The organism is Comamonas sp. w2-DMI (genome assembly GCF_040187735.1).
GTDB classification, from domain to species: domain Bacteria; phylum Pseudomonadota; class Gammaproteobacteria; order Burkholderiales; family Burkholderiaceae_C; genus Comamonas; species Comamonas terrae.
Genome location: NZ_JBANEL010000001.1, coordinates 379871 through 406615 on the forward strand (window position 1 = coordinate 379871; position 26745 = coordinate 406615).

Annotated in this window: 23 protein-coding genes and 2 tRNA genes; 5 read left to right on the plus strand and 20 right to left on the minus strand. The window is 65.1% G+C overall.

What is annotated here, in order from left to right; translation table 11 throughout:
- Nucleotides 1–3: 3 nt before the first annotated feature.
- Nucleotides 4–1791: a DNA repair protein RecN gene (gene recN / locus V8Z74_RS01715; RefSeq protein ID WP_349707597.1), complete on the minus strand. Its 1788-nt coding sequence runs from the start codon at nt 1789–1791 to the stop codon at nt 4–6.
- A gap of 2 nt (nt 1792–1793) precedes the next feature.
- A complete protein-coding gene (locus V8Z74_RS01720; RefSeq protein WP_066473178.1) occupies nt 1794–2690 on the minus strand; it encodes an NAD kinase in 897 nt (298 codons plus the stop codon).
- 29 nt (nt 2691–2719) lie between these two features.
- Between V8Z74_RS01720 and hrcA the strand changes: the two genes are divergently transcribed.
- From hrcA to V8Z74_RS01735, 3 genes are all read left to right on the plus strand, one after another.
- Nucleotides 2720–3727 carry a heat-inducible transcriptional repressor HrcA gene (gene hrcA / locus V8Z74_RS01725; protein WP_066473175.1) on the plus strand — a complete coding sequence of 336 codons (1008 nt, stop codon included), beginning with the start codon at nt 2720–2722 and terminating at the stop codon, nt 3725–3727.
- A 41-nt stretch (nt 3728–3768) separates the two neighbouring features.
- Nucleotides 3769–3845, plus strand: a tRNA-Ile gene (locus V8Z74_RS01730).
- Between the two features lie 114 nt (nt 3846–3959).
- A tRNA-Arg gene (locus V8Z74_RS01735) sits at nt 3960–4036 on the plus strand.
- Nucleotides 4037–4106: 70 nt separating this feature from the next.
- Here V8Z74_RS01735 and V8Z74_RS01740 read toward each other — a convergent pair.
- From V8Z74_RS01740 to V8Z74_RS01760, 5 genes are all read right to left on the minus strand, one after another.
- A complete protein-coding gene (locus V8Z74_RS01740) occupies nt 4107–6470 on the minus strand; it encodes a CHASE2 domain-containing protein (RefSeq protein WP_349707598.1) in 2364 nt (787 codons plus the stop codon).
- 135 nt (nt 6471–6605) lie between these two features.
- Nucleotides 6606–8405 (minus strand): FecR family protein, encoded by a 1800-nt coding sequence (locus V8Z74_RS01745; protein WP_349707599.1) that lies wholly within the window; start codon nt 8403–8405, stop codon nt 6606–6608.
- A 67-nt stretch (nt 8406–8472) separates the two neighbouring features.
- The gene (locus V8Z74_RS01750) at nt 8473–9189 is read right to left on the minus strand and encodes a response regulator transcription factor (RefSeq protein ID WP_349707600.1); all 717 of its coding nucleotides are present in this window, start codon (nt 9187–9189) and stop codon (nt 8473–8475) included.
- Between the two features lie 85 nt (nt 9190–9274).
- Nucleotides 9275–10579, minus strand: a complete 1305-nt coding sequence (locus tag V8Z74_RS01755; protein WP_349707601.1) for a tryptophan--tRNA ligase — start codon at nt 10577–10579, stop codon at nt 9275–9277.
- Between the two features lie 42 nt (nt 10580–10621).
- The gene (locus V8Z74_RS01760) at nt 10622–11290 is read right to left on the minus strand and encodes a site-2 protease family protein (protein ID WP_349707602.1); all 669 of its coding nucleotides are present in this window, start codon (nt 11288–11290) and stop codon (nt 10622–10624) included.
- Nucleotides 11291–11579: 289 nt separating this feature from the next.
- On the opposite strand from V8Z74_RS01760, the gene V8Z74_RS01765 reads away from it, so the two are divergent.
- Nucleotides 11580–12848: a methyl-accepting chemotaxis protein gene (locus tag V8Z74_RS01765; RefSeq protein ID WP_349707808.1), complete on the plus strand. Its 1269-nt coding sequence runs from the start codon at nt 11580–11582 to the stop codon at nt 12846–12848.
- Nucleotides 12849–12979: 131 nt separating this feature from the next.
- Here the strand turns inward: V8Z74_RS01765 and V8Z74_RS01770 are convergent, their stop codons facing one another.
- Nucleotides 12980–13624, minus strand: a complete 645-nt coding sequence (locus tag V8Z74_RS01770; RefSeq protein WP_066473158.1) for an L-threonylcarbamoyladenylate synthase — start codon at nt 13622–13624, stop codon at nt 12980–12982.
- A 57-nt stretch (nt 13625–13681) separates the two neighbouring features.
- Nucleotides 13682–14545 carry a 3',5'-nucleoside bisphosphate phosphatase gene (locus tag V8Z74_RS01775; RefSeq protein ID WP_349707603.1) on the minus strand — a complete coding sequence of 288 codons (864 nt, stop codon included), beginning with the start codon at nt 14543–14545 and terminating at the stop codon, nt 13682–13684.
- Nucleotides 14546–14804: 259 nt separating this feature from the next.
- Between V8Z74_RS01775 and V8Z74_RS01780 the strand changes: the two genes are divergently transcribed.
- A complete protein-coding gene (locus tag V8Z74_RS01780) occupies nt 14805–16568 on the plus strand; it encodes a methyl-accepting chemotaxis protein (protein WP_349707604.1) in 1764 nt (587 codons plus the stop codon).
- 10 nt (nt 16569–16578) lie between these two features.
- Here V8Z74_RS01780 and V8Z74_RS01785 read toward each other — a convergent pair whose 3' ends face one another.
- The 11 genes from V8Z74_RS01785 to cpaB all read right to left on the minus strand — a co-directional run bounded on the left by V8Z74_RS01785 (nt 16579) and on the right by cpaB (nt 26711).
- On the minus strand, nt 16579–17490 hold the full coding sequence (locus V8Z74_RS01785; RefSeq protein ID WP_349707605.1) for a type II secretion system F family protein: 912 nt from the start codon (nt 17488–17490) through the stop codon (nt 16579–16581).
- 27 nt (nt 17491–17517) lie between these two features.
- Nucleotides 17518–18507 (minus strand): type II secretion system F family protein, encoded by a 990-nt coding sequence (locus V8Z74_RS01790; RefSeq protein ID WP_349707606.1) that lies wholly within the window; start codon nt 18505–18507, stop codon nt 17518–17520.
- Between the two features lie 14 nt (nt 18508–18521).
- Nucleotides 18522–19955, minus strand: a complete 1434-nt coding sequence (locus V8Z74_RS01795) for a TadA family conjugal transfer-associated ATPase (RefSeq protein ID WP_502879418.1) — start codon at nt 19953–19955, stop codon at nt 18522–18524.
- Nucleotides 19956–19981: 26 nt separating this feature from the next.
- Complete coding sequence (locus V8Z74_RS01800) at nt 19982–21142, minus strand: CpaE/TadZ family protein (RefSeq protein WP_349707607.1); 1161 nt, start codon at nt 21140–21142, stop codon at nt 19982–19984.
- Nucleotides 21143–21157: 15 nt separating this feature from the next.
- The gene (locus V8Z74_RS01805; RefSeq protein WP_349707609.1) at nt 21158–21604 is read right to left on the minus strand and encodes a TadE/TadG family type IV pilus assembly protein; all 447 of its coding nucleotides are present in this window, start codon (nt 21602–21604) and stop codon (nt 21158–21160) included.
- The gene (locus V8Z74_RS01810; RefSeq protein WP_349707610.1) at nt 21601–22044 is read right to left on the minus strand and encodes a TadE/TadG family type IV pilus assembly protein; all 444 of its coding nucleotides are present in this window, start codon (nt 22042–22044) and stop codon (nt 21601–21603) included. Before V8Z74_RS01810 ends, V8Z74_RS01805 begins: the two co-directional genes overlap by 4 nt.
- A 4-nt stretch (nt 22045–22048) precedes the next feature.
- Nucleotides 22049–23311, minus strand: a complete 1263-nt coding sequence (locus V8Z74_RS01815; RefSeq protein WP_349707611.1) for a pilus assembly protein TadG-related protein — start codon at nt 23309–23311, stop codon at nt 22049–22051.
- A gap of 91 nt (nt 23312–23402) precedes the next feature.
- A complete protein-coding gene (locus V8Z74_RS01820; protein ID WP_349707612.1) occupies nt 23403–23630 on the minus strand; it encodes a Flp family type IVb pilin in 228 nt (75 codons plus the stop codon).
- Between the two features lie 164 nt (nt 23631–23794).
- Complete coding sequence (locus V8Z74_RS01825; RefSeq protein WP_349707614.1) at nt 23795–24127, minus strand: hypothetical protein; 333 nt, start codon at nt 24125–24127, stop codon at nt 23795–23797.
- A 14-nt stretch (nt 24128–24141) separates the two neighbouring features.
- Nucleotides 24142–25707: a type II and III secretion system protein family protein gene (locus V8Z74_RS01830; protein ID WP_349707616.1), complete on the minus strand. Its 1566-nt coding sequence runs from the start codon at nt 25705–25707 to the stop codon at nt 24142–24144.
- Nucleotides 25708–25859: 152 nt separating this feature from the next.
- Nucleotides 25860–26711, minus strand: coding sequence for a Flp pilus assembly protein CpaB (gene cpaB, locus V8Z74_RS01835; RefSeq protein ID WP_066473128.1), 852 nt, complete (start codon nt 26709–26711; stop codon nt 25860–25862).
- Nucleotides 26712–26745: the final 34 nt, after the last annotated feature.

Consider the following 26745-nt stretch of genomic DNA (forward strand, 5'->3'; position numbering starts at 1 on the left):
GCTTCACTCTCCTCTGGATTTTCTGGGCGCCTGGTGTGATGCAGGAGCCGGCTTGGCCGATCTGGACGGTGCCGCGCCAGCATGGCCTGCGCGGGTGCCCTGGCGCGGGCGTGCGGATGCCGGCTGGCCCGTACGAGGTGCCAATCTTGCCATGGTCAGCATTTCTCGGGCATGGGCCATGGTTGCCTGCGACAGATGCTCGCCGCCCAGCATGCGCGCCAGCTCGGTTTCGCGGTCCTGGCCCGTCAGCGGCCGGACATGGCTGACCGTGGCATGGGTCTCGGCCTTCTTGGCCACCTGGTAATGGTGGTCGGCATGGGCCGCCACCTGCGGCAGATGGGTGACGGCCAGCACCTGGCGCGATGCGCCCAGCGAATGCATCAGCCGGCCCACGGTCTCGGCCACGGCTCCGCCCACGCCCGAATCGACCTCGTCGAAGATCAGCGTCGGGGCCTCGCCAAGTTCGCTGGTGGTGACTGCGATGGCCAGCGAGATGCGCGACAGCTCGCCGCCTGAAGCGACCTTGGCGATCGGCTTGGGCGTCGAGCCGGGATGGCCTGCGACCAGAAAACCGACGCTGTCGACTCCGGTCGGCCCCGGGGCTTCCGTATTGCTCAGCTGCACCTCGAACCTCCCGCCCTTCATGCCCAGTCCCTGCATGGCCTGGGTGATGGCATGGGAAAGCCGCGGCGCGGCGAGCGCACGCTGCTGCGAAACATGGCGGGCACTGGCCATGAGGCGCTGGTGCGCGGTCTGCTCCGCCAGGCGCAGGCCGTCGATGTCGACGGCCGCATCCAGCTGGCGCAGCTCCTGCCGCCAGCCCTCCAGCAAGGCAGGCAGCTCCTGCGGGGTGCGCTTGTAGCGGCGGGCCAGCTGCATCCACTGCGACAGGCGGGCGTCCAGATCGGCCAGCAGCTCGGGGTCCAGGTCGGCGCGGCGCAGATAGGCCTGCAGCGAGTGGCGGGCATCCTGCAGCAGTGCCACGCAGGAGCCCAGCACGTCGGAGATGCCCTGGAAATCGGGCTCCAGATGCTCCTGGTCCTGCAGCAGGTGATGGGCGCGTGCCAGCGGACTGGAGGCGCCCGATTCGTCGTCCTCCAGCAACTGCAGGCAGTGCTGGGCCGTGTCCATCAGCGTCTGGGCGTGGGACAGGCGCGTGTGCTGGGCGTTGAGCTCATCCCATTCGTCGGCTTGCGGGGAGAGCTTGTCGAGCTCGGAAATCTGCCACTGCAGGCGCTCGCGCTCGCGCTGCAGATTGTCCTGCGCGGCAATCGCATGCTCGAGCGCCTGGTGCGCCTGGTGCCAGTCGCTCCACAGCTGACGGATTTCGCCGGTGTCGATGGCGCCATAGGTGTCGAGCATGGACCGGGCCGCATCGGGCCGCGTCAGGCTGTGCCAGGCATGCTGTCCGTGAATGTCCAGCAGCTGGTCGCCGAGGTGGCGCAACTGCGTGGCCGTGGCCGGCGTGCCATTGATCCAGGCGCGGCTGCGGCCCTGGCTGTCGATGGTGCGCCTGAGCAGCAATTGTTCTTCGTTGGCAAAGCCCGCTTCCTGCAGCCAGGGCACAAGACGTGGGGGGCAATCGAATTCGGCGCAGATGTCCGCCTGGCTGCAGCCTTCGCGCACCACATCGGCGTCGGCCCGGCTGCCCAGCACCAGCTGCAAGGCATCGATCAGAATGGATTTGCCGGCGCCGGTCTCACCGGTCAGTACCGTAAAGCCGCTGTGCCAGTCCAGATCCAGGGACTGCACGATCACGAAGTCACGCAGAACAATGCGCTTGAGCGCCATGGTCAGGTGCCTCCTTCGTTCCAGCCCAGTTTCTTGCGCAAGGTGGCATAGTAATTCCAGCCCTTGGGGTGCAGAAAGTGCACGCTGTGGTCTGCGCGGCGCACCAGGATGCGGTCGCCGTGCTGCAGCGAGGCCAGGGACTGCATGTCGAAATTGGCGCTGACATCCCGGCCGCCAACGACCTCGATCATCACTTCCTCGGCATCGGAAAGCACGATGGGGCGGTTGGAGAGGTTGTGCGGCGCGATCGGCACCATGACCCAGGCCGGAATCGAGGGGTGCAGCATGGGGCCGCCTGCAGAGAGCGCATAGGCCGTGGAACCCGTGGGCGTGGCCACGATCAGTCCGTCCGCGCGCTGGTTGGAGACAAAGCGGCCACCGACTTCCACGCGCAGTTCCACCATGCCCGAGGTCGAGCCGCGGTTGACCACCACGTCGTTCATGGCCAGGGCCTCGAACACGCATTGCCCGTCGCGCATCACGCGGGCCTGCATCAGGGGGCGCTCGTCCTCTTCGTATTCGCCGTCCAGCATGGGCGTGATCGTGGCTTCGAAATCATCCAGCGCAATGTCGGTCACAAAGCCCAGCCGGCCCTGGTTGATGCCGATCAGCGGCGTGCCATACCGTGCGAGATGGCGGCTCACCCCCAGCATGGTGCCGTCGCCGCCCACGACCAGGCCGAGGTCGCAGTGGCGCCCCAGGCCGTCGACATCCATGCTCGGATAATCGGACAGGCCCGAGTAGATGGCCGATTGCGTATCCAGCACTACCTCGCGGCCGAGACCGCGCAGATGGGCGGCGATCCTTTGCAGCGCGTTGCTGGCGCTTTCCGACGGCGCACCCGCGCTGGGTGCGTGGTACTTGCCTATCAAGGCGACGTGGCGGAACGTGGATGTCATTTGGGAAATTACATCATTAAAATCATTACATGCTCGACGAACGTGCCAAGTTACTGCTCAAAGCGCTGATCGAGCGTTATATCGCCGACGGCCAACCGGTGGGCTCGCGCACCCTTTCCCGCGCGTCCGGCCTCGAATTGTCGCCTGCCACGATACGCAATGTGATGGCAGACCTGGAAGAGCTGGGGCTGATCGCCAGTCCGCACACGTCTGCGGGTCGCATCCCCACGGCCCGGGGCTACCGGCTATTCGTGGACACCATGCTCACCGTGGACCGTGCCGGCTTTGTGGCGCCCGAACTCATGCCAGAGCAGCCGCAGAAGGTCATTGCCAATGCGGCCAACCTGCTGTCCAACCTCTCGCAATTCGTGGGCGTGGTCATGGTGCCGCGCCGCAGCTCGGTGTTCAAGCACATTGAGTTCGTGCGTCTTTCCGAGCGCCGCTATCTGGTCATCATTGTCTCGCCCGAAGGCGATGTGCAGAACCGCGTGATCTTCACCGATGTGGACTACACGGCGTCCCAGCTCATCGAGGCCGCGAATTTCCTCAACCACAACTATGCAGGCCTGGCCATGGAAGAGGTGCGCACGCGCATCAAGGGCGAGGTGGAGCGGTTGCGCGGTGAAGTGGCCCAGCTCATGCAGGCGGCCGTGAATGTCGGCGCAGAAGTGATGAGCGGCAACGAGAAGGAGGATGTGGTGATCGCCGGCGAACGCAACCTGCTGTCGGTCAGCGATTTCTCCAGCGACATGGGCAATCTGCGGCGCGCCTTCGACCTGTTCGAGCAGAAGACCCAGATCCTACGTCTGCTCGACTTCTCCAGCCAGGCCGAGGGCGTGCGCATCTACATCGGCGGCGAAAGCCAGACCGTGCCGTTCGAGGAACTGTCCGTGGTCAGCGCGCCTTATGAACTCGATGGCCAGGTCGTCGGGACGCTGGGCGTGATCGGTCCCACGCGCATGCACTACGACAAGATGATCCAGATTGTGGACATCACGTCCAAACTGGTGAGCAATGCCTTGAGCCACAAGCGTTAGGCCCTACAATAGCGGAGTTTTTTTCGGCAGCTGCCGGTGTTGGGGCGTTAGCTCAGTTGGTTAGAGCAGGGGACTCATAATCCCTTGGTCGTCGGTTCAAGTCCGCCACGCCCTACCAGACAATGCTCAAGCCTGCTGGCGCCATGTCAGCAGGCTTTTTCTTTGTTCTTTTGCGAAAAAGTTTGCAGTTTGGTCTGGAGGCCTCGGGACTGCTGCTAGAATACATCGTATTGCGGCTGTAGCTCAGCTGGATAGAGTACTTGGCTACGAACCAAGGGGTCGTGGGTTCGATTCCTGCCAGCCGCACCAAAACGCAAAGCCTTGAAGTCGAAAGACTTCAAGGCTTTTTCGTTTCTGTCGCTGTCAAAAAAGACCTGCTTCAGGCCTGCGGGATCAGCAGCGTGAAGCAGCTGCCTTGCCCGGGCTGGCTGGTGATCTGGAGCCGGCCGCCATGGCGCTCGGCCACGGTGCGGACAAAGGCCAGGCCCAGGCCCACGCCGTCCGTGCGGCGGTGCTGCTGCAGGCGCTCGAAAGGCTGGCTCAGGCGGGCCAGTGCCTGCTTGTCCATGCCAGTGCCGTGATCGCGCACGGCCACGCCCCAGAAGCCGGGGGAGTGCACGATGGAGCATTCCACGGTGGCGCCGGCATCTGCCTGCGGCGGCTTGCCGTACTTGATGGCATTGCTCAGGAGATTGACGACGGCGCGGTGCAGCAGGCCGGGATCGCCCTGTACCAGGGCCTCATGCTCGGGCAGTGCCATCTGCAGCGCCATGCCCTGCTTCTGCGCCAAGGCCCAGCAGTCGGCCACGGCCTGGTCGGCGAGCAGGCCCAGATCCAGGGCTTCGCTGCGCAGGCTCTGTTCCTGCGCCCGGGCAAGGTGCACGAAATCGTCGGCCAGTTGCAGCGAGGCATGGGCATAGCTTTCGATGCGCTGCAGCAGCGCAGCGCTGTCGCCGGTATCTGCCGTGGGATCGGAAGGAGAGCGCTGCATTTCGAGCAGGGTGATGATGGCGCCTATGGGCGTGCGGATGTCGTGCGAGATGAACTGCATGGCCTGGTCGCGCTGGGCCTGGGCGCTGCGCAGGTCGCTGATGTCGACCAGGGTGAGCAGCCAGCCCGAGGTGGGCGGCGCCTGGAAAGGCTGCGACAGCAGCATGAGCGCGCGGCCCTGGGCGTCGCGCCCTTCGCTTTGCGGCGGCAGCAGTCCTTGCTGCAGCGCTTCGCGGGTCAGCAGCGGCTGCATGGGGGTGTTGTGATGTGCGTTGTCCCTGCTCTGGCCGGACAGGCCGCCCAGCACGCGCGGCAGATCATCGCCTGCCTGCAGCGCATGGCCCAGGCTCTGGGCGTAGGCATGGGCTGCGGCATTGGCCAGCAGCAGACGGCCCTGCCGGTCGCTGACAAAGGTGGCCGACGGCAGCTGGCGCAGGCTTTCGCTGACGAAGTGGTGCAAGGCGCGCAACTGGTGCGAGGCCTGTTCCACGGCGGCAATGCGCTGGTCCAGCGCGTCCACGGTCAGTGCGCCTGCGGGCAGCACGGGCAGGCCCTGGCTTTGCAGGTCGCGCAGTTCCATGGCCAGAAAGCGGGCGGCAGCGCGCAGGCGCAGCCAGCTCCAGAGCGGATAGGCCAGGGCCAGTCCCATGAGTGCCGCGGCCGGCGCCGTCTGAATCTGGGTCCAGCGCGGCAACAGGCCCGCAGCCAGCAGGCAGGTAAAAGCCAGCGCGGTGCAGGCGATCAGTCCGCCTGAGGGGCCGAGCCAGGCCAGAGCCAGCAGGCCCAGCGCCACGGGAACGAGATTGAGCGCCCGGTTGAGCGTGGGCGAGGCCAGCTCCAGGTGCGTGTCCTGCAGCACGCCGTTGAGGATGTGGGCCAGCATCTCCACGTTGGAGATGGGCCGTGTGCTGGTGCGCAGCGGCGCGGTGAACTTCTCGCCCAGGCCTGCGGCGGTGGCCCCGATGAGCACGTATTTGCCACGAAAGGCCGCAGCCGGGATGTCGCCGCGCAGAACGTCGATATAGGAGTAGGTGGCAAAGGGCGACAGGTGTTGCCGCTGCCGGTCCTGCGCGGCATGCGCAAAGGCGATGATCCGTGCCTGGCGGCGCTGCCAGGCGGCGGTGGGAGCCGCACCGGCTGGCGCATCGGCGCCTGTGCAGGCGTGTCCGCTCTGTCCCACGCAGTGCAGGCTCATGGCCATGTGCCACCAGGGCTTTTCGCCCTCCTGGGCGTAGAAGCGGCGCACCACGCCGTCGGCATCGACGGGCAGCTGCGTATGGCCCAGCGCCGCGGCCGATTGCGCCAGGCTTTGCAGCGGCGGCATGGACAGGCCTGGCGCATTGCGCGTGATGGGCAGCACCACCTTGCCACTGTGCTGCAGCGCGCGCTGCAGCAGCAGGTCGTCGCCGGGGTAGTCCAGGTCTTCTTCGCTGAAGACCACGTCCATGCCGATGGCGCGCGGCGCACCCTTGGCCACATGCTCCAGCACGGCCGCATGCAGGGCGCGGCGCCAGGGCCAGCGGCCTATCGCGGCGATGCTGGCATCGTCGATGGCGACGATGACGATGTCGCTGGAGGCCTGGCGCTGGTGCAGCCAGTTGGAGGTGTCCTGGATCAGCCCGTTCACGCGGGCTAGCTGGCCCGGTCCGCTGAGCCAGTAGACCAGTGCCAGCAGAAAGGCGCTAAGCCATAGCCAATCCTTGCGCAAGCTCTGGCGACGGCTGAGTGGTTCGTCGGCGGTGGGCTCGGACATGGTGTTTGCTCTGGCTGTTTGAAAAAAAGGAGCTGCTGGCGCCTGTATTCATTGGACTTCAATGTAATGGATCACCGAAGTCATGTGGCGGCAAGCGGTAGCAGCTCCTTTTTTATGAGCGAGCGCGCAGGAGGTTCAAGGTTGCTGGCGCTGCAGCCGTGCTCCATCGCCGGAAGTCAGCATCTGGCCGCCGCCGTCGGTGACCCAGCTGCCGGTCTGGAACTGGCGCGCGGCCGAGAAATTGCTGCGCAGCCCGTTGCTGTCCTGTACCTGCAGGCGCAGGTAGTAGGACCCGCCGGGCAGCTCATGCGTGCTCCACTGCGGCTCATCCACCCAGGTGTCCACCAGCGGCGCGGCAAAGCCGGGATCGTTGGCGACAACGATGTGGTAGCGCTGGCCCGGCTCGCCGCTCCAGCGGATGGTGCGGCTGCCTTCACCAGGACCTCCGCCCATCTGCAGGGCATCGCCGGACGGCTGGGGGGGCGGCGGGGCCAGCTTCACGGCCTGCGCGGCGGCAAACGGGCCCTGGTCGATGCGGCCGTCCGCCAGGGTACGCAGGCTGGCGGCGCGCCAGCGGTAGGCGCCCGGGGCTAGCCCGGCCAGTGCCTCGGCCGGCAATGCGCAGTCCTGGAGCGCGGAGGCATCGACCAGGGGCTGCGCGAAGTCGCCGTCGGCGGCCGCGACCTGGATGCGGTAGGCCGAGGCTTCCGCCACCTTGGTGCAGCTCAGGCCGGTCTGTCCCAGGCCGATGGTGGCATCGGCCGCAGGCGACTCGTACAGCGGCGGCACCGGGTGGGCCTTGACGCGCAAAGAATGTAGGCTGCGTGCGCCGGGGATGCCGTTGGCATCCAGCGCGCGGATGGCGACCACATAGTTGCCATCGTCCACGCCGGTCAGGCGCGCCGGCGACTGGCTGAAGAGTCCGCTGCGTATCACCTGGTCCATGGACGCATCCTGCGCCAGCTGGACCTGATAGCGTACGGCGCCAGGCAGGGTTGGCAGGGGCAGGCTGACCCAGCTTGCATCCTCGGCCAGCTGCGGCCACGCAGAAACGTCGGGGGCCGGCAGCATCTTGCGGGGGGCGCTCACCCGGCCGTCGGCCGTGACGGAGACACCCTGGCCCGGATGCAGCAATGCCGAGGGCTGGCCCGCGCGCACGGCCACCGAGCCTTCGTCCACCGCGGCAGCCGTGCGGCCATCGGCATCGTTGAACACCAGAAAACGGGTGCCGCGCACGCTGGTGGAGGCCGCCGGCGTACGCACCTCGAAGCGGCGCTCGCCATTGGCCTGCTTGGGGACCGAAGCCTCCAGGGCGCCTTCGCGCAGATCCAGCACCGATTGCAGCGTGCCGGCGCGGCCCTTGCGGCGCATCTGGCGCAGCTGCACTTCGGATTCGGCCTGCACGCGCACCAGCGAGCCGTCGGCCAGCTTGACGGCGACAAAGGAGTCCGGCGCCAGCTTGAGCGAGTCGCCTTCCTGCAGCAACTGGCCTTTCTGTACGAGGGGCTGCACGGGCTGGCCCGCGCCGGCGTCGCCCGGATGGCTGAGCGAGCGCGAGCGCACGTCGCCATGCACGAATTCCACCGAGGCGGTTGCCGCACGCAGCAGGTTCAGCGGGATCTCCAGCACCGAGCCGGGGCGCAGGCGGTAAGGATCGGGAACCTTGTTGTGGCTTTGCAGCGCCGACCACTGGCGGTAGTCGCCCAGATAGCGGGCCGCGAGCTGCTCCAGCGTGTCTCCAGCCACCACCCGGTGCGCAATCACGTCGCCGCCGCGCGGCAGGGGCGTGATCTGCGCCAGCGCTGCGGTGCTGGCCAGCAGGCTGCCCAGGCCGGTCAGCCCTGCGGCCAGCTCAACTGCCAGCCAGGGCCGGCCGCGCAGCGGGCGCTGCAGCGTTGGGCGTGGAAAGCTCGGAGGGAAGGCGGTTGGTGGCATGAGGCGGTAGGGGTGGGGATGAGGGAAACGACCGGGCAACGGATCCGCCGCCAGGCCGCTGCTGCGCTTAGGCGCTGGCTGCAGCCGGGGCAGAATCGCCGGCATCGGGAACGTCCAGCCGGTACCCATAGCCGTAGACGGCCGAGATCGCATAGGGCTGGCCGGCCCGCAAGTTCAGCAGCGTGCGCAGGCGCGAGACATGGGTATCCAGCGAGCGCGACTGCACTTCGGAGTTGTGGCCCCAGACCACCTCGCGCAGATGGTCGCGCGACAGCAGGCGGCCCTGGTTCTGGAACAGCGTCAGCGCCAGCGTGTATTCGCGGTGCGTGACGTCCACGGGCTGGCCGTTGATCTCGATGCTGTTGGTCGCGGTGAGAAAACGGTAGGGGCCGAACTCCAGCACGCTTTGCGCCGGAACGGGATAGGCGCGGCGCAGCAGCGCCGCAATGCGCGCGCGCAGCTCGCCGGCGCGCACGGGCTTGATCATGAAATCGTCGGCGCCGCAGGCCAGGCCTTCGATGATGTCCGATTCTTCGCTGCGGAAGGTGATGAAGAGGATGGGCAGCTCCTTGCTGACCTGGCTGCGCACCCAGCGCACCAGATCCGTGCCCTGCATGTCGGGCAGCTGCCAGTCCACGATCAGCAGATCGAAGCTTTCGCGGCGCAGGTCCTGCTGCAATGCGGCCCCCTTGAGGTAGGTGTGGCAGCTATGACCGCTTTCCGTCGCCACCTGGACCAGCATGTCCAGTTGCAAAGGATCGTCGTCCAAGGCAGCAATACGCATTGATATTCCCTTCCGCAAAAAAGCGAGGTTTCCGATAGGGCCCGCCATGCTTGCGGCGGGCTGTCCTCCGTTGTGCAGTCTAACTTTACTGCTCGGCCGCCTCGCGCAGCTGTTGCAGCGCCGACAGCACCTGTGCTTCGGCCACGCCGTCCACCGGCTGCAGCCGGTCCTGCAGGTCCGAGAGGGCTGCCGCGCCTTCGCGCTGCAGCCTGGCGATGCTCTGTCCGGCGTCCTTGGGGGCCGTGAAGCCCTGGCTCTGCAGTAGCAGCCGGCCGTCGCCGGCCACGAGTTTGAAGTAGAAGAGCCCGTCCGTCTCGCGGTACTGCTTGAACTGCGGCAGGGCAGACTTGGCGGCCTTGGCACTCTTTTGGGCCGCCGTGCTGGCCAGGTTGCGCAGGCCCACGGCGCTGCGCAGCTCGCGCAGCAGCGGCGTGGCGAGCTTGCGGGCCTTGGCGGCGCCGGCCTGCAGAATGTCTTCCAGCTCCTGCGGGTGGGAGATCAGGTATTCATAGCGTTCGCGCATGGGCGCGATCTCGCGGTCGATGCGCTCGAACAGCACCTGCTTGGCATCGCCCCAGGCAATGCCTTCGGCATATTGCTGGCGCAGCGCGGCGGTTTCCTCTTCGCTGGCAAAGGCCTGGTAGATCTGGAACAGGGCCGAGCCTTCGACTTCCTTGGGCTCGCCGGGCGCGCGCGAGTCGGTGGTGATGCTGTTGATGAGCTTGCGGAGCTGCTCGCGCGGCGCGAACAGCGGGATGGTGTTGTTGTAGCTCTTGCTCATCTTGCGGCCGTCCAGGCCGGGCAGCGTGGCCACGCTTTCCTCGACCACGGCCTCGGGCAGGGTGAAATAGTCGCCGCCGTAGATGTGGTTGAAGCTGGAGGCCATGTCGCGCGCCATCTCCAGGTGCTGCACCTGATCGCGGCCCACGGGCACCTTCTGGGCATTGAACACCAGAATGTCGGCGCCCATCAGCACGGGATACATGAACAGGCCGGCGGTCACGCCGTCGTCAGGATCCACGCCGGCGGCATGGTTCTTGTCCACAGAAGCCTTGTAGGCATGAGCGCGGTTGAGCAGGCCCTTGCCGGTCACGCAAGTGAGAAACCAGGTCAGCTCCGGGATCTCCGGGATATCGGACTGGCGGTAGAAGGTCACATGCTCGGGGTCCAGGCCGGCGGCCAGCCAGCTGGCCGCGATCTCGATGGTCGAGCGCTGGACGCGGTCGGGATCCTGGCACTTGATCAGTGCGTGGTAGTCGGCCAGAAAGTAGAAGTTCTCCACATTCGGGGCACGGCTGGCGAGGATGGCGGGGCGCATCATGCCTGCGTAATTGCCCAGATGGGGCGTGCCGCTGGGGGTGATGCCGGTCAGGAAACGGGTGGTGCTCATAACAGAAGGTCTGCGAAATACGGTCGGTCTACTGCCTGACGCTCAGCGCAGCAAGGCAATCAGGGGGGAAAGAACCAGATCGATGGCGCCGTAGCCCAGGTTCATCAGCGGGCGCAGCCAGTAGCTGCCCACCACGCCGGCGATCACCAGGGCCATGACGATGAAAAAGCCGTAGGGCTCGATGCGGGCCACGGCATGGGCCTGCTTCCAGGGCAGCAGGCCGACCAGGATGCGGCCGCCGTCCAGCGGCGGCAGCGGAAACAGGTTGAACGCCCACATCACCAGATTGACCAGAATGCCGGCGCGGCACATCTCCAGGAAGAAGCGCTCGTTCAGGCCTGCGCCCACGAGCACGACCAGCGCAACGCCCCACAGCAGCGCCTGCATGAAATTGGAGGCCGGGCCGGCCAGCGCCACCCAGATCATGTCGCGCTTGGGATGGCGCAGCTGGTCGAAGCGCACGGGCACGGGCTTGGCATAGCCGAACAGAAAGGCTCCCGAGGTGGCGAAGTACAGCAGCAGCGGCATCAGGATGGTGCCGACGGGATCGATGTGCTTGATGGGGTTGAGCGTGATGCGCCCCATCATGGCCGCCGTGTTGTCGCCGAAATGGCGTGCCGCATAGCCGTGCGCTGCCTCATGGATGGTGATGGCGAACAGCACCGGCAGGGCGTAGATGAGTACGGTTTGTATAAGTTCAGACAGTTCCACACACTGATTGTCTCAGACCCGGCCCCTGTGCGTTGCGATATGCCCGTGTGGCGCTCCATGTCGCTGGAGAGACAGGGAGATGAGCGGAAGTGGAGCGCGCTGTTGCGGCGGGGGCGGTGCGCTTTAGGGAAAGTTTCTGTTGCAAAATGCAACAGATGCTGTAGTGTCGGGCGTTTGTGTCCGCATGTCAGTGAATGCACGCTGCGGCAGGTAGGGCGGCCCCAAGGGCGCACAGTGGGTTCAAGGCAAGGAAGGTATCGTGGGAATATTTGCAAGATTGCCGATCGGTATGCGGCTCGTGATCGCTTTTGGTTCCATCGGCTTGCTGGTTCTGGGCCTGGCGGGTACGAGCCTGCTGGCGCTGGACCATGTGGCCCAGGGACTGCAGGCGGGCCAGTCGGGCCAGTTGCAGGGAGCGCAGTGGCAGGGGTTGCTGGATGAGGTGGCGCAGACCCGCTGGTGGGCATTGGGCCTGGGGGCCGTGGCCCTGCTGGTCTGCGTGTTTGCCTGGTTCAGCCTGAGCCGCGGCATCGTCCAGCCTCTCAGGCAGGCCATTCTGATTGCCGAGACCGTGGCCTCCGGTGATCTGAGCCAGGAGTTCTCTTCCGACACCCAGGGCGACTTCGGCCGCCTGCTGACGGCGCTTGGCACCATGGAAGACACGCTGACCGAGCTGGTGGGGCGCATCAAGCAGTCCACCGACGCCATCGGCGTCTCGGCCGGGGAGATCGATGCCGGCAATGCCAATCTTTCCAGCCGTACCGAAGCCCAGGTCAGCGCCCTGGCCGAAACGGCCGCCAGCATGGAGCAGTTCACGGCCACGGTGCGCCAGAACGCGGACCGGGCGCGCTCGGCCAGCGGACTGGCGGTAGCGGCTTCGGCCACGGCCGAGCGCGGCGGCGCGGTGGTCGGCCAGGTGGTGAGCACCATGGAAGCCATCAGTGGCAGTTCGCGCAAGATCGTGGACATCATCCAGGTGATCGAGGGCATTGCCTTCCAGACGAATATCCTGGCGCTCAATGCCGCGGTGGAAGCTGCCCGCGCGGGCGAGCAGGGGCGTGGCTTTGCGGTGGTGGCCAGCGAGGTGCGTTCGCTGGCGCAGCGCAGTGCCGAGGCGGCCAAGCAGATCAAGGAGCTGATCACCGTCAGCGTGGCGCAGGTGGAAAGCGGTGCCGGTCTCGTGGGCCAGGCTGGCGTGACCATGAAGGACATCGTGCAGTCCGTGGGCCAGGTCACGGGCCTGCTCGGCGAAATCTCCCATGCCCTGCAGGAACAGAGCGAAGGCATCGACCATGTGAACACGGCCGTGGCGCACATGGACAGCACCAACCAGGAAAACGCCGTGCTGGTGCAGCAAGCCACGCAGGCGGCTGCGGCGCTCAATGCCCGTACCCGGGACCTGCAGGAGGCCGTGGGGGCGTTCAAGCTGGACGAGGAAGACGCGCCGGCAATGCCTGCCCTTGCGGTTCCTGCGCTGGCGCCTGCCGCGCTGCGGCGCGATGGCGGCAAGCCCGCAGCCAGGCCCGTGGCCAAGCAACTGGCGCATGAATCGGCCTGATGGCAAATCGAAGCTAAAACCGACTCTAACGCTTGCTGCATGAGCGCAGCAAGCTATCAAAAAAAAGGGACAAAAGCCCCTTTTTTTGATTGACGGCCAGCCAGGCTCGCCGCCGGCCTGGCAGATCGATCTCAATCGGCCTGCAGGCCTATGCTGTCCAGGCTGCCGCGGCCCTGGCGCACGACGGTAGGTGGATTGTTGAGTGCCATGGGCACCAGATCGAGCACGGTCGTCGGCTCCTGCGGGCAGGCGCCGGCATCGACCACGGCATCGAGTTCATGGGGAAAGCGCTCCAGGATGGCATCGGCATCGTTGAGCGGCTCGGTCTCTCCGGGCGCAATCAATGTGGTGGCCAGCAGCGGTTCGCCCAGTTCCTCCAGCAGCAGCTGCAGGCCCTTGCGGTCCGGCACGCGCAGGCCTATGGTCTTGCGCGAAGGGTGGCTCAGGCGCTTGGGAACCTCCTTGGAGGCTTCCAGGATGAAGGTGTAGGGCCCGGGCGTGGCCAGCTTGAGCAGGCGGTACTGCCGGTTGTCCACGCGCGCATAGTTGGCAAGCTCGGACAGGTCGCGGCACAGCAGCGTCAGATGGTGCTTGTCGTTGATCTGGCGGATGCGGCGGATGCGGTCCACGGCATTCTTGTCGTCCAGGTGGCAGACCAGTGCGTAGCTGGAGTCCGTGGGCACCGCCATGATGGCACCCTTGCGCAGCATCTCGGCCGCCTGCTTGATGATGCGGGGCTGCGGGTTCTCTGGATAGACTTCAAAGCGGATGGTCATGGAGCGGGATCCTGTAGGCCGGTACCAATATGAAAAGAATAGCGGATGGCGGGCCGGTCAGGCCCTCTGGATGCGCTCCTGAAGCAGCTCCCATACCGGCGTGAGCCTGGCGGGCAATGGCGGCAGGTCGCCGAGATCGGTATGCGATTCCTCGGGGCTGTGGAAATCGCTGCCGCGCGATGCGGCCAGGCCGAATTCCTGCGCCATGTCGGCGTAGATGGCGTATTCATGCGGATGGTGGCTGCCCGTGACGACTTCCACGCCCTGGCCGCCATGCTGCTTGAATTCCGAAAACAGCGCGTATTCCTCGTTGGCCGTCAGGCCATAGCGGGCCGGGTGGGCAATCACGGCCATGCCGCCGGCATCCGTGATCCAGTGCACGGCGTCGCGCAGGCTGGCCCAGACATGGGGCACGTAGCCGGGATGGCCTTCGGTCAGGAAGCGACGGAACACCTCATAGGTATCGTTGCAAATACCGCTTTCCACCAGGTAGCGCGCAAAGTGGGTGCGCGAGATCAGCTCCGGGTTTCCCGCATGGCGCAGCGCGCCCTCGTAGCTGCCCGCGATCCCGGCGAGTTCCAGCTGGCGCGCCATTTCCTTGGCGCGCGGGCCGCGGCCGTTGCGCGTCTCATACAGACCCTGGCTCAGCTGGGCATCGTCGGCATCGAAGCCCAGGCCCACGATATGCACGGTGTAACCGGCAAAGCTCACCGAGATTTCTGTGCCGGTCAGATAGTCCAGGCCGCAGGCATGGGCGGCTTGCGCAGCGCGGTGCTGCCCGCCGACCTCGTCATGGTCGGTCAGGGCCCACAGCTGCACGCCCCGTTCCGCGGCGCGCCGGGCCAGCTGCTCGGGCGTGAGGGTGCCGTCGGATACCACGGAGTGGCAGTGCAGGTCGGCATTCAGATAGGTATTTGGCACCAGCCCATTGTAGGTTCCCCCTCCGCGAGGCTGGGTGAGCGGCCATCATGGATTTCCTGCTCCTGGCAGGCAGCTGGCGATGCAGGCAGCGCATCAGTGTTTTGCCGGGCGGCAGAGCTTCATCATTTTGTAACAATATTTAATATTCAGATGCTTATGACGAAGAGTGGCTAGGCGTGCTGCAGGGCGGACGCAGCCTTCCGGGTCCGGGTCTCTGGCCGTTGTCTGTTGGTCGTGTTTTTTGTGGATTGGTTGTTTCATGAAGTCACTTCATCTCACTGTTGCACGCAAGCTCTGGCTGCTAGTGACCGGTCTTTTGTTGAGCATGGCGGCCGTCGTCGCCGGCAGTCTTTTCTACCTGCATGAAGTCAACAGCCGCATCCTGGAAGACATAGAGCGCGCCCAGACCAGTTCCGCGCTGGCACGCGAATGGCGCGATCTCACGGACACCAGCGTGGACCGCTCCATCGTCGCCGCCATGTCCAGCGAGGAGCATCTGGTGGAGCGCCAGCGCGATCTCATGAACAAGGGCATTGCACGCATCACCGCGCTGCAGAAAAAAGTCACCGAGCTGGCGGTGTCGCCAGAATCCAAGGCAGAGCTGGCCAAGGTGTCCGAAAACCGCCGCAAGACCCTGGAGGTCAACAGTGCCGTGCAGGAGGCACGCAAGTCCGGCGATTTCGCTGCCGCACGCGACCTGGTGGACAAGATGGCGCCCATCGCCAAGGCCTACAGCGATTCCCAGCAGGCCTATGTCGAGTTGCAGGAACGCCTCAAGCAGCAGGCCGAGCAGGCCGGCGAGAGCCTGCGCGGCCGGGCCTACTGGATCATCGGCGTGGTCTGCGGCCTCATCGTGCTGCTGGGGCTGACGGCGGGCGTGCTGATGATGCGTTCCATCACCCATCCGCTCAACGAAGCCGTGGCGCTGGCCGACAAGATTGCCGAAGGTGACCTGACGGCCACGGTGCGCAATGATCGCCATGATGAACTCGGCCTGCTGCTGCGTGCACTCAATGCCATGACCGAGCGCCTGCGCACCGTGGTGGGCGAGGTGCGCCAGGGCGTGGAGTCGGTCTCCACTGCTTCGGGCGAGATCGCCACGGGCAACCAGGACCTGTCGGCCCGTACCGAGCAGACTGCGGCCAACCTGGAGGAAACTGCGGCCAGCATGGAACAGCTGACCGCCACGGTCACCCAATCGGCCGACACGGCCCGCCAGGCCAACCAGCTGGCCGCCACCGCGGCCCAGGCGGCGGAGCAGGGCGGCCATGTGGTGCAGCAGGTGGTGCACAGCATGCAGCAGATCACGGACAGCAGCCGCAAGATCGCCGACATCATCGGCGTGATCGACGGCATTGCCTTCCAGACCAATATCCTGGCATTGAATGCAGCCGTCGAAGCGGCCCGCGCCGGCGAGCAGGGCCGCGGCTTTGCCGTGGTGGCCGGCGAAGTGCGGGCCCTGGCCGGACGCAGCGCCGAAGCGGCCAAGGAAATCAAGCTGCTGATCACCACCAGCGTGGACAACGTGCAATCGGGCTCGCAGCAGGTCGAGCAGGCGGGCCGCAGCATGGACGAAATCGTCTCCAGCGTGCGCCGCGTCAGCGACCTGATCGGCGAAATCACGGCTTCGTCCTCCGAACAGCGCGACGGCATCAATCAGGTCAACCAGGCCGTGAGCAATCTGGACCAGATGACGCAGCAGAACGCCGCCCTGGTCGAAGAGTCGAGTGCAGCGGCCATGGCGCTGCAGGAGCAGGCCAGCCGCCTGTCGCAAGTGGTGTCGGTGTTCAGGACCGGCCAGCAGGTGCAGAGCGTGGCGAAGCAGGCTGCACCCCGTGCAGCTGCTGCATCAGTCCCCAAGCCCTCTGCGGCAGTGCAGCGTCCTCAGACCAAGGCGCCTGCCAAGCTCAAGTCTGCAACTGCCGGCCAGGCTCCGGCGAGCGTGCCGGCCACCATTGCCAGCAAGGGCAAGCCTGTCGGCATGACTGCAGGGGCTGCAGACGACGAGTGGGAGACCTTCTGAAGGCTCGCTCTCAAAAACCGTTCGCAATCATGGGCATGACGGTACGCACGATCCGGATGATGGCCGGTCCCAGCACGACCATCACGATGGCCGGGAAGATGCAGGTCACCAGCGGCAGCAGCATCTTGGTGGGAATCTTGGCGGCTAGTTCTTCGGCGCGCATCTGCCGCTTGTGGCGCAGGTCTTCGGAGAACACACGCAGCGAATCGCCGATGCTGGTGCCGAAGCGGTCCGCCTGCGTGAGCATGGCCGTAAAGGTGTGAATCTCGTCCACGCCGGTGCGTGCGGCCAGGTTGCGCAGGGCTTTCTCTCGCGTGCTGCCGGCGCGCATTTCCAGATTGGTCCAGTGCAGCTCTTCGGCCAGGGCTTCGCTCTTGATGCGGATTTCCTCGGTCACCTTGCCCAGGGCCGCATCCAGGCCCAGGCCGGCCTCCACGCAGACCAGCATGAGGTCTGCCGCATCGGGAAAGTTCTCGAAGATCTCGCGCTTGCGGTGCCTGGCCAGCCAGCGCAGTACCAGATTAGGTAGATAGCAGGCGATCAGAGATGCCACCACGGTAAATAGCAGAAGCTGGGATGTCTCTGTCGTACCGGAAGCGAGGAGGACCGAATACACAGTCAATGCCACAGCCAGCGGCAGCAGCGTCTTGATACCAAAGTAAATCATTGGAGCATGCTCATTGCGTATGCCCGCATTCAAAAAGCGCAGGCGCAGCGGCGAGGCATCGATGCCTTCGGTGGGCGACGACAGCTGGGCAAACGGGCCCACCAGCTTGACGGCGGTCTCCGTCCAATGGCTTTCCCTGGCTGCCGGCGCCAAGGCCTGCAGGCGCTGTTCCGTGGCTGTCGGCACCCACCAGAAGAAGAGCGCGCCAGCGGCCAGCATGAGGGCGGTAAAGGTCAGCACGGCAATGATCAGCATGGCGCACTCCTTGTGTTCAATTCGGTTTCATACCCGGATGCGGGCAATGCGGCGCAGCAGCAGCAGCCCCACCACCATCATCGCCGCCAGCCATTTGAGGATGGTGATGCCCATGGGGTCGGTCCACAGCGGGGACATGAAATCCGGGTTCAGCAGATTGAGCAAGGCGCCCAGGCCAAACGGCATGAGACCCAGAATCCAGGCCGACATGCGGCCGTCGGCCGAGAGCATGCGCACCTTGGCGTGGAGCTTGAGGCGCTCGCGGATCAGGTGGCTCAGATTGCCCAGCATTTCCGTGAGGTTGCCGCCCGATTCGCGCTGTATGAGCACGGCCACGATGAAATAGCGCAGATCGGTGATGGGCACGCGCTCGCCCAGATTGCCCAGGGCCTGCTGAAGCGAGGTGCCATAGTTGATTTCGTCATGCACCAGGCGGAACTCGCCGGCAATGGGCTCGGCCAGCTCGTCGCCTGCCATCTGCAGGCCCGCGGAAAACGCATGGCCGGCGCGCAGCGCCCTGGCCAGCAGATCCAGCGCCTCGGGAAGCTGGCGCTCCATCAGGCTAAGGCGCTGGTGGCGCTTGCGCTGCACGTAGAGCAGCGGCAGGGCACCGAGCACCGCGCCGGCCAGCAGCCCCAGGGCCAGGGACTGGCGCAGCATGGTGGCGGCCAGCAAGCCAGCGGCACACAGCAGCAGACAGCCCAGCAGCATCCCCGAGACCGTCCACTCCAGGCCCGACTGCAGGATGAAACGATCCAGCTGGTGGGCACGCGGCATGCGCTGCAGCGTGCGCTGCAGCCCGGGCATGTCGCTCAGCACGCGGTCCTTGACCAGCTTGGTAGCGGCACTGTCATCATGTGCGGCGGACAGCGCACGCAGCCGGCGCTCCAGCCGTTTGGCTTCAGGGCCTTTGTACTGCTTCCACAGCGCATGGGCGGCTTGCAGCAGCAGCAGAACTGCCGCAAACACCAGTGCGACGATCACAAGCACCGGGTAGGAGGAAAAAAAGGACGGCATGGCGGCCTCCGTTTTCACTGGTAGCGTTTTCCGGGGTCGAATACCGTATCCGGCAATGCCAGGCCAAAGCCCTTGAGCCGGTCGGCAAACTTGGGCCGCACGCCCGTGGCATGGAAGTAGCCCTGCACTTCGCCATTCGCGCCCACGCCGGTCTGGGTGAAGGCAAAGATTTCCTGCATGGTGATGACCTCGCCCTCCATGCCCGTGATTTCCTGGATGCTGGTGATCTTGCGCTTGCCGTCCGTCATGCGCAGCACCTGGATGACGACCGTGATGGCCGAGGCGATCTGCTGGCGCGCGGCCTGGTGGGGCAGGTTCATGCCGGCCATGCCCACCATGTTCTCCAGCCGCGCCAGCGAATCGCGCGGCGTGTTGGCGTGGATGGTGGTCAGCGAGCCCTCGTGGCCGGTGTTCATGGCCTGCAGCATGTCCACGGCCTCGGCGCCGCGCACCTCGCCGATGATGATGCGGTCCGGCCGCATGCGCAGGGCATTGCGCACCAGCGCGCGCTGCGTGATCTCGCCGCGCCCCTCGATATTGGGCGGGCGTGTTTCCATGCGCACCACATGGGGCTGCTGCAGCTGCAGCTCGGCGGCATCCTCGATGGTGACCAGGCGCTCGGCCTCGGGGATATAGCCCGAGAGAATGTTGAGCAGCGTGGTCTTGCCGGCGCCCGTGCCGCCCGAGATGATCATGTTCACCTTGGCCTTGGCCAGCGCTTCCAGCACGCTGGCCATGGCGGGCGTCAGGCTCTTGAGGTCGTTGACCAGGTTTTCCATGCGCAGCGGCGTGCGGGCAAAGCGCCGGATCGACATCATGGGGCCGTCCAGCGCCACGGGCGGAATCACGGCATTCACGCGCGAGCCATCGGGCAGGCGGGCATCGACCATGGGGCTGGACTCATCGATGCGCCGGCCTATGCGGGAGACAATCTTGTCGATGATGCGCAGCAGATGCTTTTCGTCGGTGAAGACCACCTGCGTCGGTTCCAGCCGACCGTGGCGCTCTACATAGATGCTGTCATAGCGGTTGACCAGGATGTCGGAGACCGCAGGGTCGGCCATCAGCAGCTCCAGCGGGCCGAAGCCCAGCATCTCATGCTGGATATCGCGGATCAGCATGCGCTTTTCCAGGTCGTTGACCGCGGCCGAGTCCTCGGCCAGCAACCGCTCGGTCATGGCGGCGATTTCCTGCTGCAGCGCCTGGGCGGATGCAGAATCCAGGGCCGCCAGGTCAAAGCGCTCCAGCAGCTTGGTGTGGATGCGGCTCTTGAGCGCCAGATAGGAGGCAGCGCGGCCGGCCAGCGATGCCGACAAGGATGGCGGTGCGGCGGCCGGCGTGGATTCCGCCGCAGCAGCCACAGGCATATCGCCTGGCTCGGGCACCGCATGCAATGCAGGCGGGGGTACGCGGCTGGCCGGTGTAGTGAGCAGGTCTCGCAATGACATGATCGAATCCTCCTCTATGGGCTGGCTCAGGCCCGGCGAAAGAGCCGGTGCAGAAAGCCGCCGCTGTCTTCCTGGGCTGCAGGGGCCAGTGCTTCGGCCCAGGCCGCCAGCTCGCGCACCACGGCGCTGTTGCGTGAAGATTCGGCCAGGGGCACGCCGGCATTGATGGCGGCCTGCACTTCCTGCGGCGCATCGGGCACGGTGCGCCATTGCTGCTGGTCCAGGCCCAGCGTCTTGCGCACTTCGGCCAGGCCGATTTCATGGCGCCGGTCCACGCGGTTGAGTACCGGCTGCAGCTTGCTTTCGGGGTAGCCCAGGTCATGGAACATGCGCAGCAGCTTTTGCGCATTGCGCACGGCCGGCACATTGGGCAGCAGCACCGGCACGATGCTCTGGGCCCTGTCCAGCATGCGCAGGGCCAGCGGGTCGAGCACGCGGCCCAGGTCCAGCAGCACAAAGTCGTAATGCGCTGCAGCCAGCTGCACGATGGCGTTCACATGCTCGGGCTCCACTTCCATGGCATGGATCACATCTTCCGGGGCCGCCAGCATGTGCAGCCGGGGCGTGACCTTGACCGTGCTGGCGACCAGAAACGAAGCGTCCAGGCGATGGATGTCGCGCGCCACATCGGCCAGGGTCGAAGCCGGATTGCCTTCCTGCAGATAGGCCAGTGCATCGCCAAACTGCAGGTTCAGGTCCACCAGCAGCACCGAATGGTGGCGCGCCAGCATCCACGCCAGATTGGTGGCCAGAAAAGTGGCGCCGCTACCGCCCTTGCAGGGCAGAAAGGCCATGATCCGTCCCTGCATGCGCTCCTGCATCCTGTCCGGCAACTTGGCGGCAATGCGGTGCACGGCATCCATGAGGGCCTGTGTCGACGGCGGCGAAGGCAACACTTCCCGCACGCCGGCCCGCATGGACTGCAGCAGGAACTCGGGCGTCTGCAGCGCGCACAGCAGCAGCACCGCCATATGCGGATAGCGGTTGGTCACGGATTCCACGGGTGCCAGGTCGGACGGATCGCAGCACATGCCGTCCACGATCATCAAATCGGGCCGCTCCTGCTCGGCAATGGCGGGCATGCGTGTCTTGCCGCCCTCGAAGGTCTGCACCTGGTGCGAGCGCTGCAGCACCTGGACCATCTCGTGCAGGTGCGCGGTGTTGGGGGAGATGATGGCGATTTTCATAATGGCTCTCGCTGGTCAGGAGGCGCAGGCTGTTTCGCTGTTGGGATCCTTGCGCATGGCCTCGCGTGGCAGATAGGTGGATAGCTTCGGCACATCGATGGCGGCCAGCAGGCCGGAGCCCATGATGGGCGCAATCCACTGGAACTTCAAACCGCCCGAGGGGATGCTCACTGTCACGCCCTGGCAACTGGCAGTGGTGCAGCCGCCGGGCGTCCATGCAATGTCCACATCGGTGATCTGGGGCAGCAGGGCCTGCATGCGGGCCAGTACCTCGGGTTTCTGGGCCTTGTCGTCGCAGACCACCGCATAGCGCGCGCCGGCGCGCGTGGCTTCATTGGCGGCAGCCCAGGTATAGAGCATGCGGCTGAAGTCCACCACGCCCAGCAGGAACATCAGAAAGATCAGCAACCCCAGGGCAAATTCGATGATCACGGCGCCGCGCTGATGAGCAAGGTGTTTCATGTCTGCGTCCTCATCGTGGCGGCGATATTGCCGAAGGTGATGCCACCGTTGGCGTCGGACAGTTGCAGGCCGAACACATTGGCCACCATGGACGTAAAGCGGTAGCCGGTGACAGTGACCGTCACGGTATTGATCAACGGGAGCGTGCCGGCTGTCTGCCAGCTGCAGCTTACGGCATCGGTCTTGAGCCCGGGTGCCAGCGGCGTGCTGCCGGCGCTGGTGGTACCGTACACCACCAGATTTTTCGCGTTGTCGCACAGCGTGTTCGGCGTTTGTACCGACAGATAGCGCACGGCGTCGCGCACCGATTTAGTCACCGTGTTGTACTCGTACAGCGCGCGGCCGAACTCGATGACGATCATGCTCAGCATGATCATGAAGGGAATGGCCAGCGCCAGCTCGATTAGCGCTGCTCCATGTTGTGGGCGATGGGTGTGCATGGTTTCACCTCACCAGTACTGGCACCAAGGGACCGTTGCTGCCGCCTGCGAGGCCTGTGGTGGTACATGGGCTGTCGACAGCATTGGCTTTGCCCCGATATTCCAGCTCTACGGTTCCTACCGGAATCGTCATGGGCTGAAGCATCAGCATGCAGGCAAAATCGACCACCGCGCTACTGGTGTCGGTCACTGGTACCAGTACGACGCGGCGATCTGCACCATAGTCCTTGTGCTGTTGTGAGGTGGCTACATAAGAGAAGCCGCCACCGTTTGACATGCCGCAATCCGTAGGTGTTGTGCCACAGGGTGTGAAGGCTTGGCGCTTGGCCACGAAGTCGGAATAGGCGTCGCGTCCCTTTGGCCACGTGGATGTGTTGTATACATAGCCCGTAAAGTCGGGGCGATGGATGCTAGGGGACGATACTGTTTCCTTTGTTTCTTTGTCTTTATCGGTGGCGTCCTTGTATATGCCAAACCGATAGTTCCAGATTTCGACAACAGTAGCTTGCACGCCATTGGTACCTATTTTCGTGCCAATGACATCACCGGGTTTGGTACCGCAATAACCATCCACTTGATCCTTTGTGCTGTTGGCGTCCTTTGATCCGTCCAGATTGGCCCATCCAAAATCGCTGCCCGACTTGGTTTTATCCAGTAGGGGAACCCAGTCACCGACGTTGAGGGTGCTGAATTTTGCCAGCGGCAGCGCCACAGGAATCGGGCAAGCGCTTTGCGCACTGGCCCGCGTAGCAACTGCTCTTGCCCCCACAGTGCCTGTGCCAGGCCAAGTAGCACTATCCCCACTAAACGCCCCCATGGCCTGCAGCAGCCAGAGCTGGATGTTGCTCATGGTGTATCGGCATTCGGCATACCGTGCAGCCGCCGGCACAGTGGTGGCTGCATAGTCCTTGTCGAGGAAAGTAATGTCGCCGGATACGATCTTGCCTACTCCATTCCAGTTGCTTGATTGCAGATTGGCCTTGTTGCCGTTGCCGGACGCCATGCCAGCGCTCTGGGCGCGAGCAATGGCATCAGTCTGGCCGTTGAGTTCGCGCGCTGCCGCGAGCGCGCAGCTATCCATGGCCGTTTGCAGCTCGGTCTTGACGACAAACAGCCGGCTGAAATCCAGCGCGATGCCCATGAAGCCCAGCAGGAACAGCATGAACAGCGCAAATGTGATGAGAAAGGCACCATGCTGCCGCCGCGGCGCTGCAACAGAACTGCGCATGGGCCAAGCTGTGGGTTTGGAGTGCGGACGGATTTGCATGGTGCATTTTGGCGGAAGTCAAGTTGATGCCTATCTCAACGAAAAGCTCTTCTTTTCTAAGCAGTAGAGCTTTCGTTGATGCAGGAACTCTTCACTTTGATGCCGTGCAAGTAGCGGTTCCGGTCAAGCAATTCGAAACACGCGTAATAAAGTCCGAAAAAGGATTACCCGAGCCAGACGCGGCAAGTCCTTTGAGTGCGAGTACCAAGGCAATGGAAACGACGGCAATGATCAATGCGTACTCGACGACTTGAGCACCTTCCTCATCTTTGACAAAGGTACGCAGCGAATGACCAAATTGTTGAGTGATCTTGTTCATGGTGACACCTCGAAAGTGAACAAAAAGGCTGGAAACATGTACATGTGATACGTGCCGGTTTGCAGGGCCGGCAATCCGTTGCTTGTAAGGCTGGTATGTGGTCTGGACTCCTTTCAAGTTCAATGGGTTGGAATAGGCGAATCTGGGACTGCAGAATCTGCGGACTATTGCGAGCCTCCACCGGCACCGCCGCCTGAATTACCGGTCAGAGAGCCTCCGATATTGATGACATTGACTGCAGCCGGAGGGGTCTTGAAGCTGCGCTCATAGCGCTCCATGGATGCTTCGGTGGCACGGCCGTCCATGCCGGTGGCGGCATCCACGCCCGTGCCCACGGTCCGGCCGGCATCGGGGTTGATGGTCATCTGCAGGCGGGCGGTGCGCATGGCTTCGCCGAAATGGGTGTCGTAGTGGGGTGTGGTGCTGCCGCAGCCGGCCAGCAGCAAGGAGCAGGCGGCGCTGCCGGCAAGGGCGAGCAAGGGGATGCACGTGGTCATGGCGGGTCTCCGGTTCATGCGGGCGAATACAGTTTCTGGTCCAGCCGTACCGGTGGCTGAGGCGCGGCGGCTGGCGGCAGGGGCATGGGCTCGGTGGCCGGTGCAGCCGAGACCGGTGCGGGCATCGCGGCTGGCGGGGGTGGTGCCACCATGGGTGCCGGTGCAGGGGATGCCGCAGGCTCGGGCTGCATGGGAGCGGCCTGCGGGGCCGGCTGTGCGGCTGGCGCCTGGGCCGGTGCGCCGCTTTCGAGCGCGCCGTTCAGGTAGCGCTCGGCGCGCGAGGGCGGCACATGGTTGTCGGTCGGTACGCGCGGGGCCTCGGCCAGGGCCTGGACCAGGCGCGGGGTGATGACGAACATCAGCTCGGTCTGGTCGGTCTGGAACTCGGTGCTGCGTGCCAGCGCGCCGAGCACGGGGATCTCGCCCAGCCCCGGGAAGCGCTTGACGGCTTCGGTGATGTTGTTCTTGATCAGGCCGGCAATCACGAGGCTTTGCCCGTCATTGAGCTGCACCGTGGTGTCGGCCCGCCGCACGGTGAGCGACGGGATGACGGCAGTGACGCCGTTGATCGATGTGAAGGGCGAGCCGGTCTGCGACAGGTCCGACACCTCGGAGACCAGCTTGAGATTGACGCGCGAGTTGCCCAGCACGGTCGGCGTGAACTTGACGCCGATGCCGAACTCCTTTTCCTCCAGCGTCATCACCGGTATGCCGTTGGTATTGGTCTGCGCCACGGGGATGAAGATCTTGCCCCCCGAGAGAAAGCTGGCCTGCTGGCCGCTGATGGCCATGATGTTGGGCTCGGCCAGGATACGCACCAGGCCGTCGTCCTTCTGGCCGTCGATGCTCAACGACGCCTTGCCTATGCGCAGGGCGCTGAGCACCCCGCCGCCCCCGCTCAGGAAGTTGGAAATGATGGAGTAGGTGTTCGAGCCGTTGACGGCTTGCTTGGCGAAGCTGGAGCCGAGCTTGTCCAGCAGGGTCTTGCTCACTTCGGCGATCTTGACTTCCAGCATCACCTGGTGGGGCGATGTGGTGCGCATCAGGTTGACGATCTTCTTGCTGTCGCTGTAGGCCGAGGCCAGCGTCATCACGTCGTCGAGCCGCAGCGGGTTGCTGATCTCGCCGCTGAGGACCAGGGCGTTGTCGGCGCCCTGCACGCGGATGCCGCGCTCCTCGGGCATGAGTTCGGAGAGCTTGGCCTGCAGCGGACCGGGGTCCATGGTGACGACCACGTCCTTGATGAAGCAGGTGCCCTGGGCGTTCTGCAGGATGACGTTCATGGCGCCGGCCTTGCGGCCGCGAAAGAACAGGTCCCGGGGGCTGAGCAGCTGCACTTCGATATCGGCGATGCCGTTCTGTGCCTGCATCTGCATCTGGCCGCCCGGTGCGGGCATGGCGGCCGGCGTGTTGCCGGGCGTCTGTCCGCTGACCAGGATGCGCGCCATCGGAGAGGCGAGCGGAATGACGACGGACTTGCCCAGCGTGACCGTGGCAGGCTCTTCCGTGCGGATGGCGGTGCAGTTGCGGGCCGGCATGGTGGTGCGGGCTGCGGGAGCTGCGGCAACGGGAGCCGCCATGGCCATGGCCTGGACGGGGCGCCCGCGGGCTGGGCGTCGGCGGCCAGCACCGGGGTGGCACTGGCGAGCAGCATGCTAGCTGCCGTGTACAGATGGTGGTATTGCACGGCCGGCCTCTCTAGGTTGTGAATGAGTGGTTGCCTGTCCGGGAATCAGAAGCAGTTGAGCGTGCGGCTGCCGCCCTGTATCACTTCGACGCAGGTGGATGACGGCGCCTGCTGTGCAACGGGCCGTGCGCGCTGCACCGGCCTGGCGGGTGCGGCGACCTTGGCCGGTGCAGGTGCGGGAGCCGGCTCGGCCGTGCCGAACAGCTGGTTCTTGGTGATGCCGGCCGTGGTAATGGGTTCCTTGTCGATCTGGTTGCGCAGCACCAGCGAAAGGTTGCCCACGCTGCGCGCCAGGTCCAGCTTCTCGGCATCCTCGGGACTGAGCTCCAGCGTGACGGCGCTGACCACCTTGGGCTTGGTTTCGTCGCGGCTGGCCTCCTGCGCCACGGCCAGCACCAGCACGTTCTCGAGCACGGTCTTGCTGATCTGGCGCGACTCTTCCGTCTTGCCGTTCTGCTCCTGCTGGGCATTGACGACCACGTCCACATAGTTGCCAGGCAGGGCAAAGCCCGCGACACCGACCACATCGTTGACGCGCACCGTCATGGCACGCTTGCCGGGCGCAATCACGGCGGCCAGCCCGCCCTTGGTGCCCTCGGGCGCCAGCTTGCCTTCGAGCACGGCTTCGCCGCGCAGCACGCCGACCTTGACGACGCGGTCCTGCAGCTGCTGCATGTCGTTGAAGGCGCCTGCAGGAATCGAGCCGCGGGGCCAGTCCACCGTGCTCAGCATGGTGGGGACGATCTTGCTGCCCAGCGGGATGTCGGTGGCTGCGACGACGACCTTGCCGGCGTCTATGCTGCCGCGCTGGGCAACCCAGTTCGCCGCGTAGACCGCAGCCGCCAGGCTGGCGAGTGCCGCCAGGACGAACAGACCCAGAGCCTTGAGGTTTTTCATGGGACCTCCCGCTATGACGTGGTGTTTGCCGTTG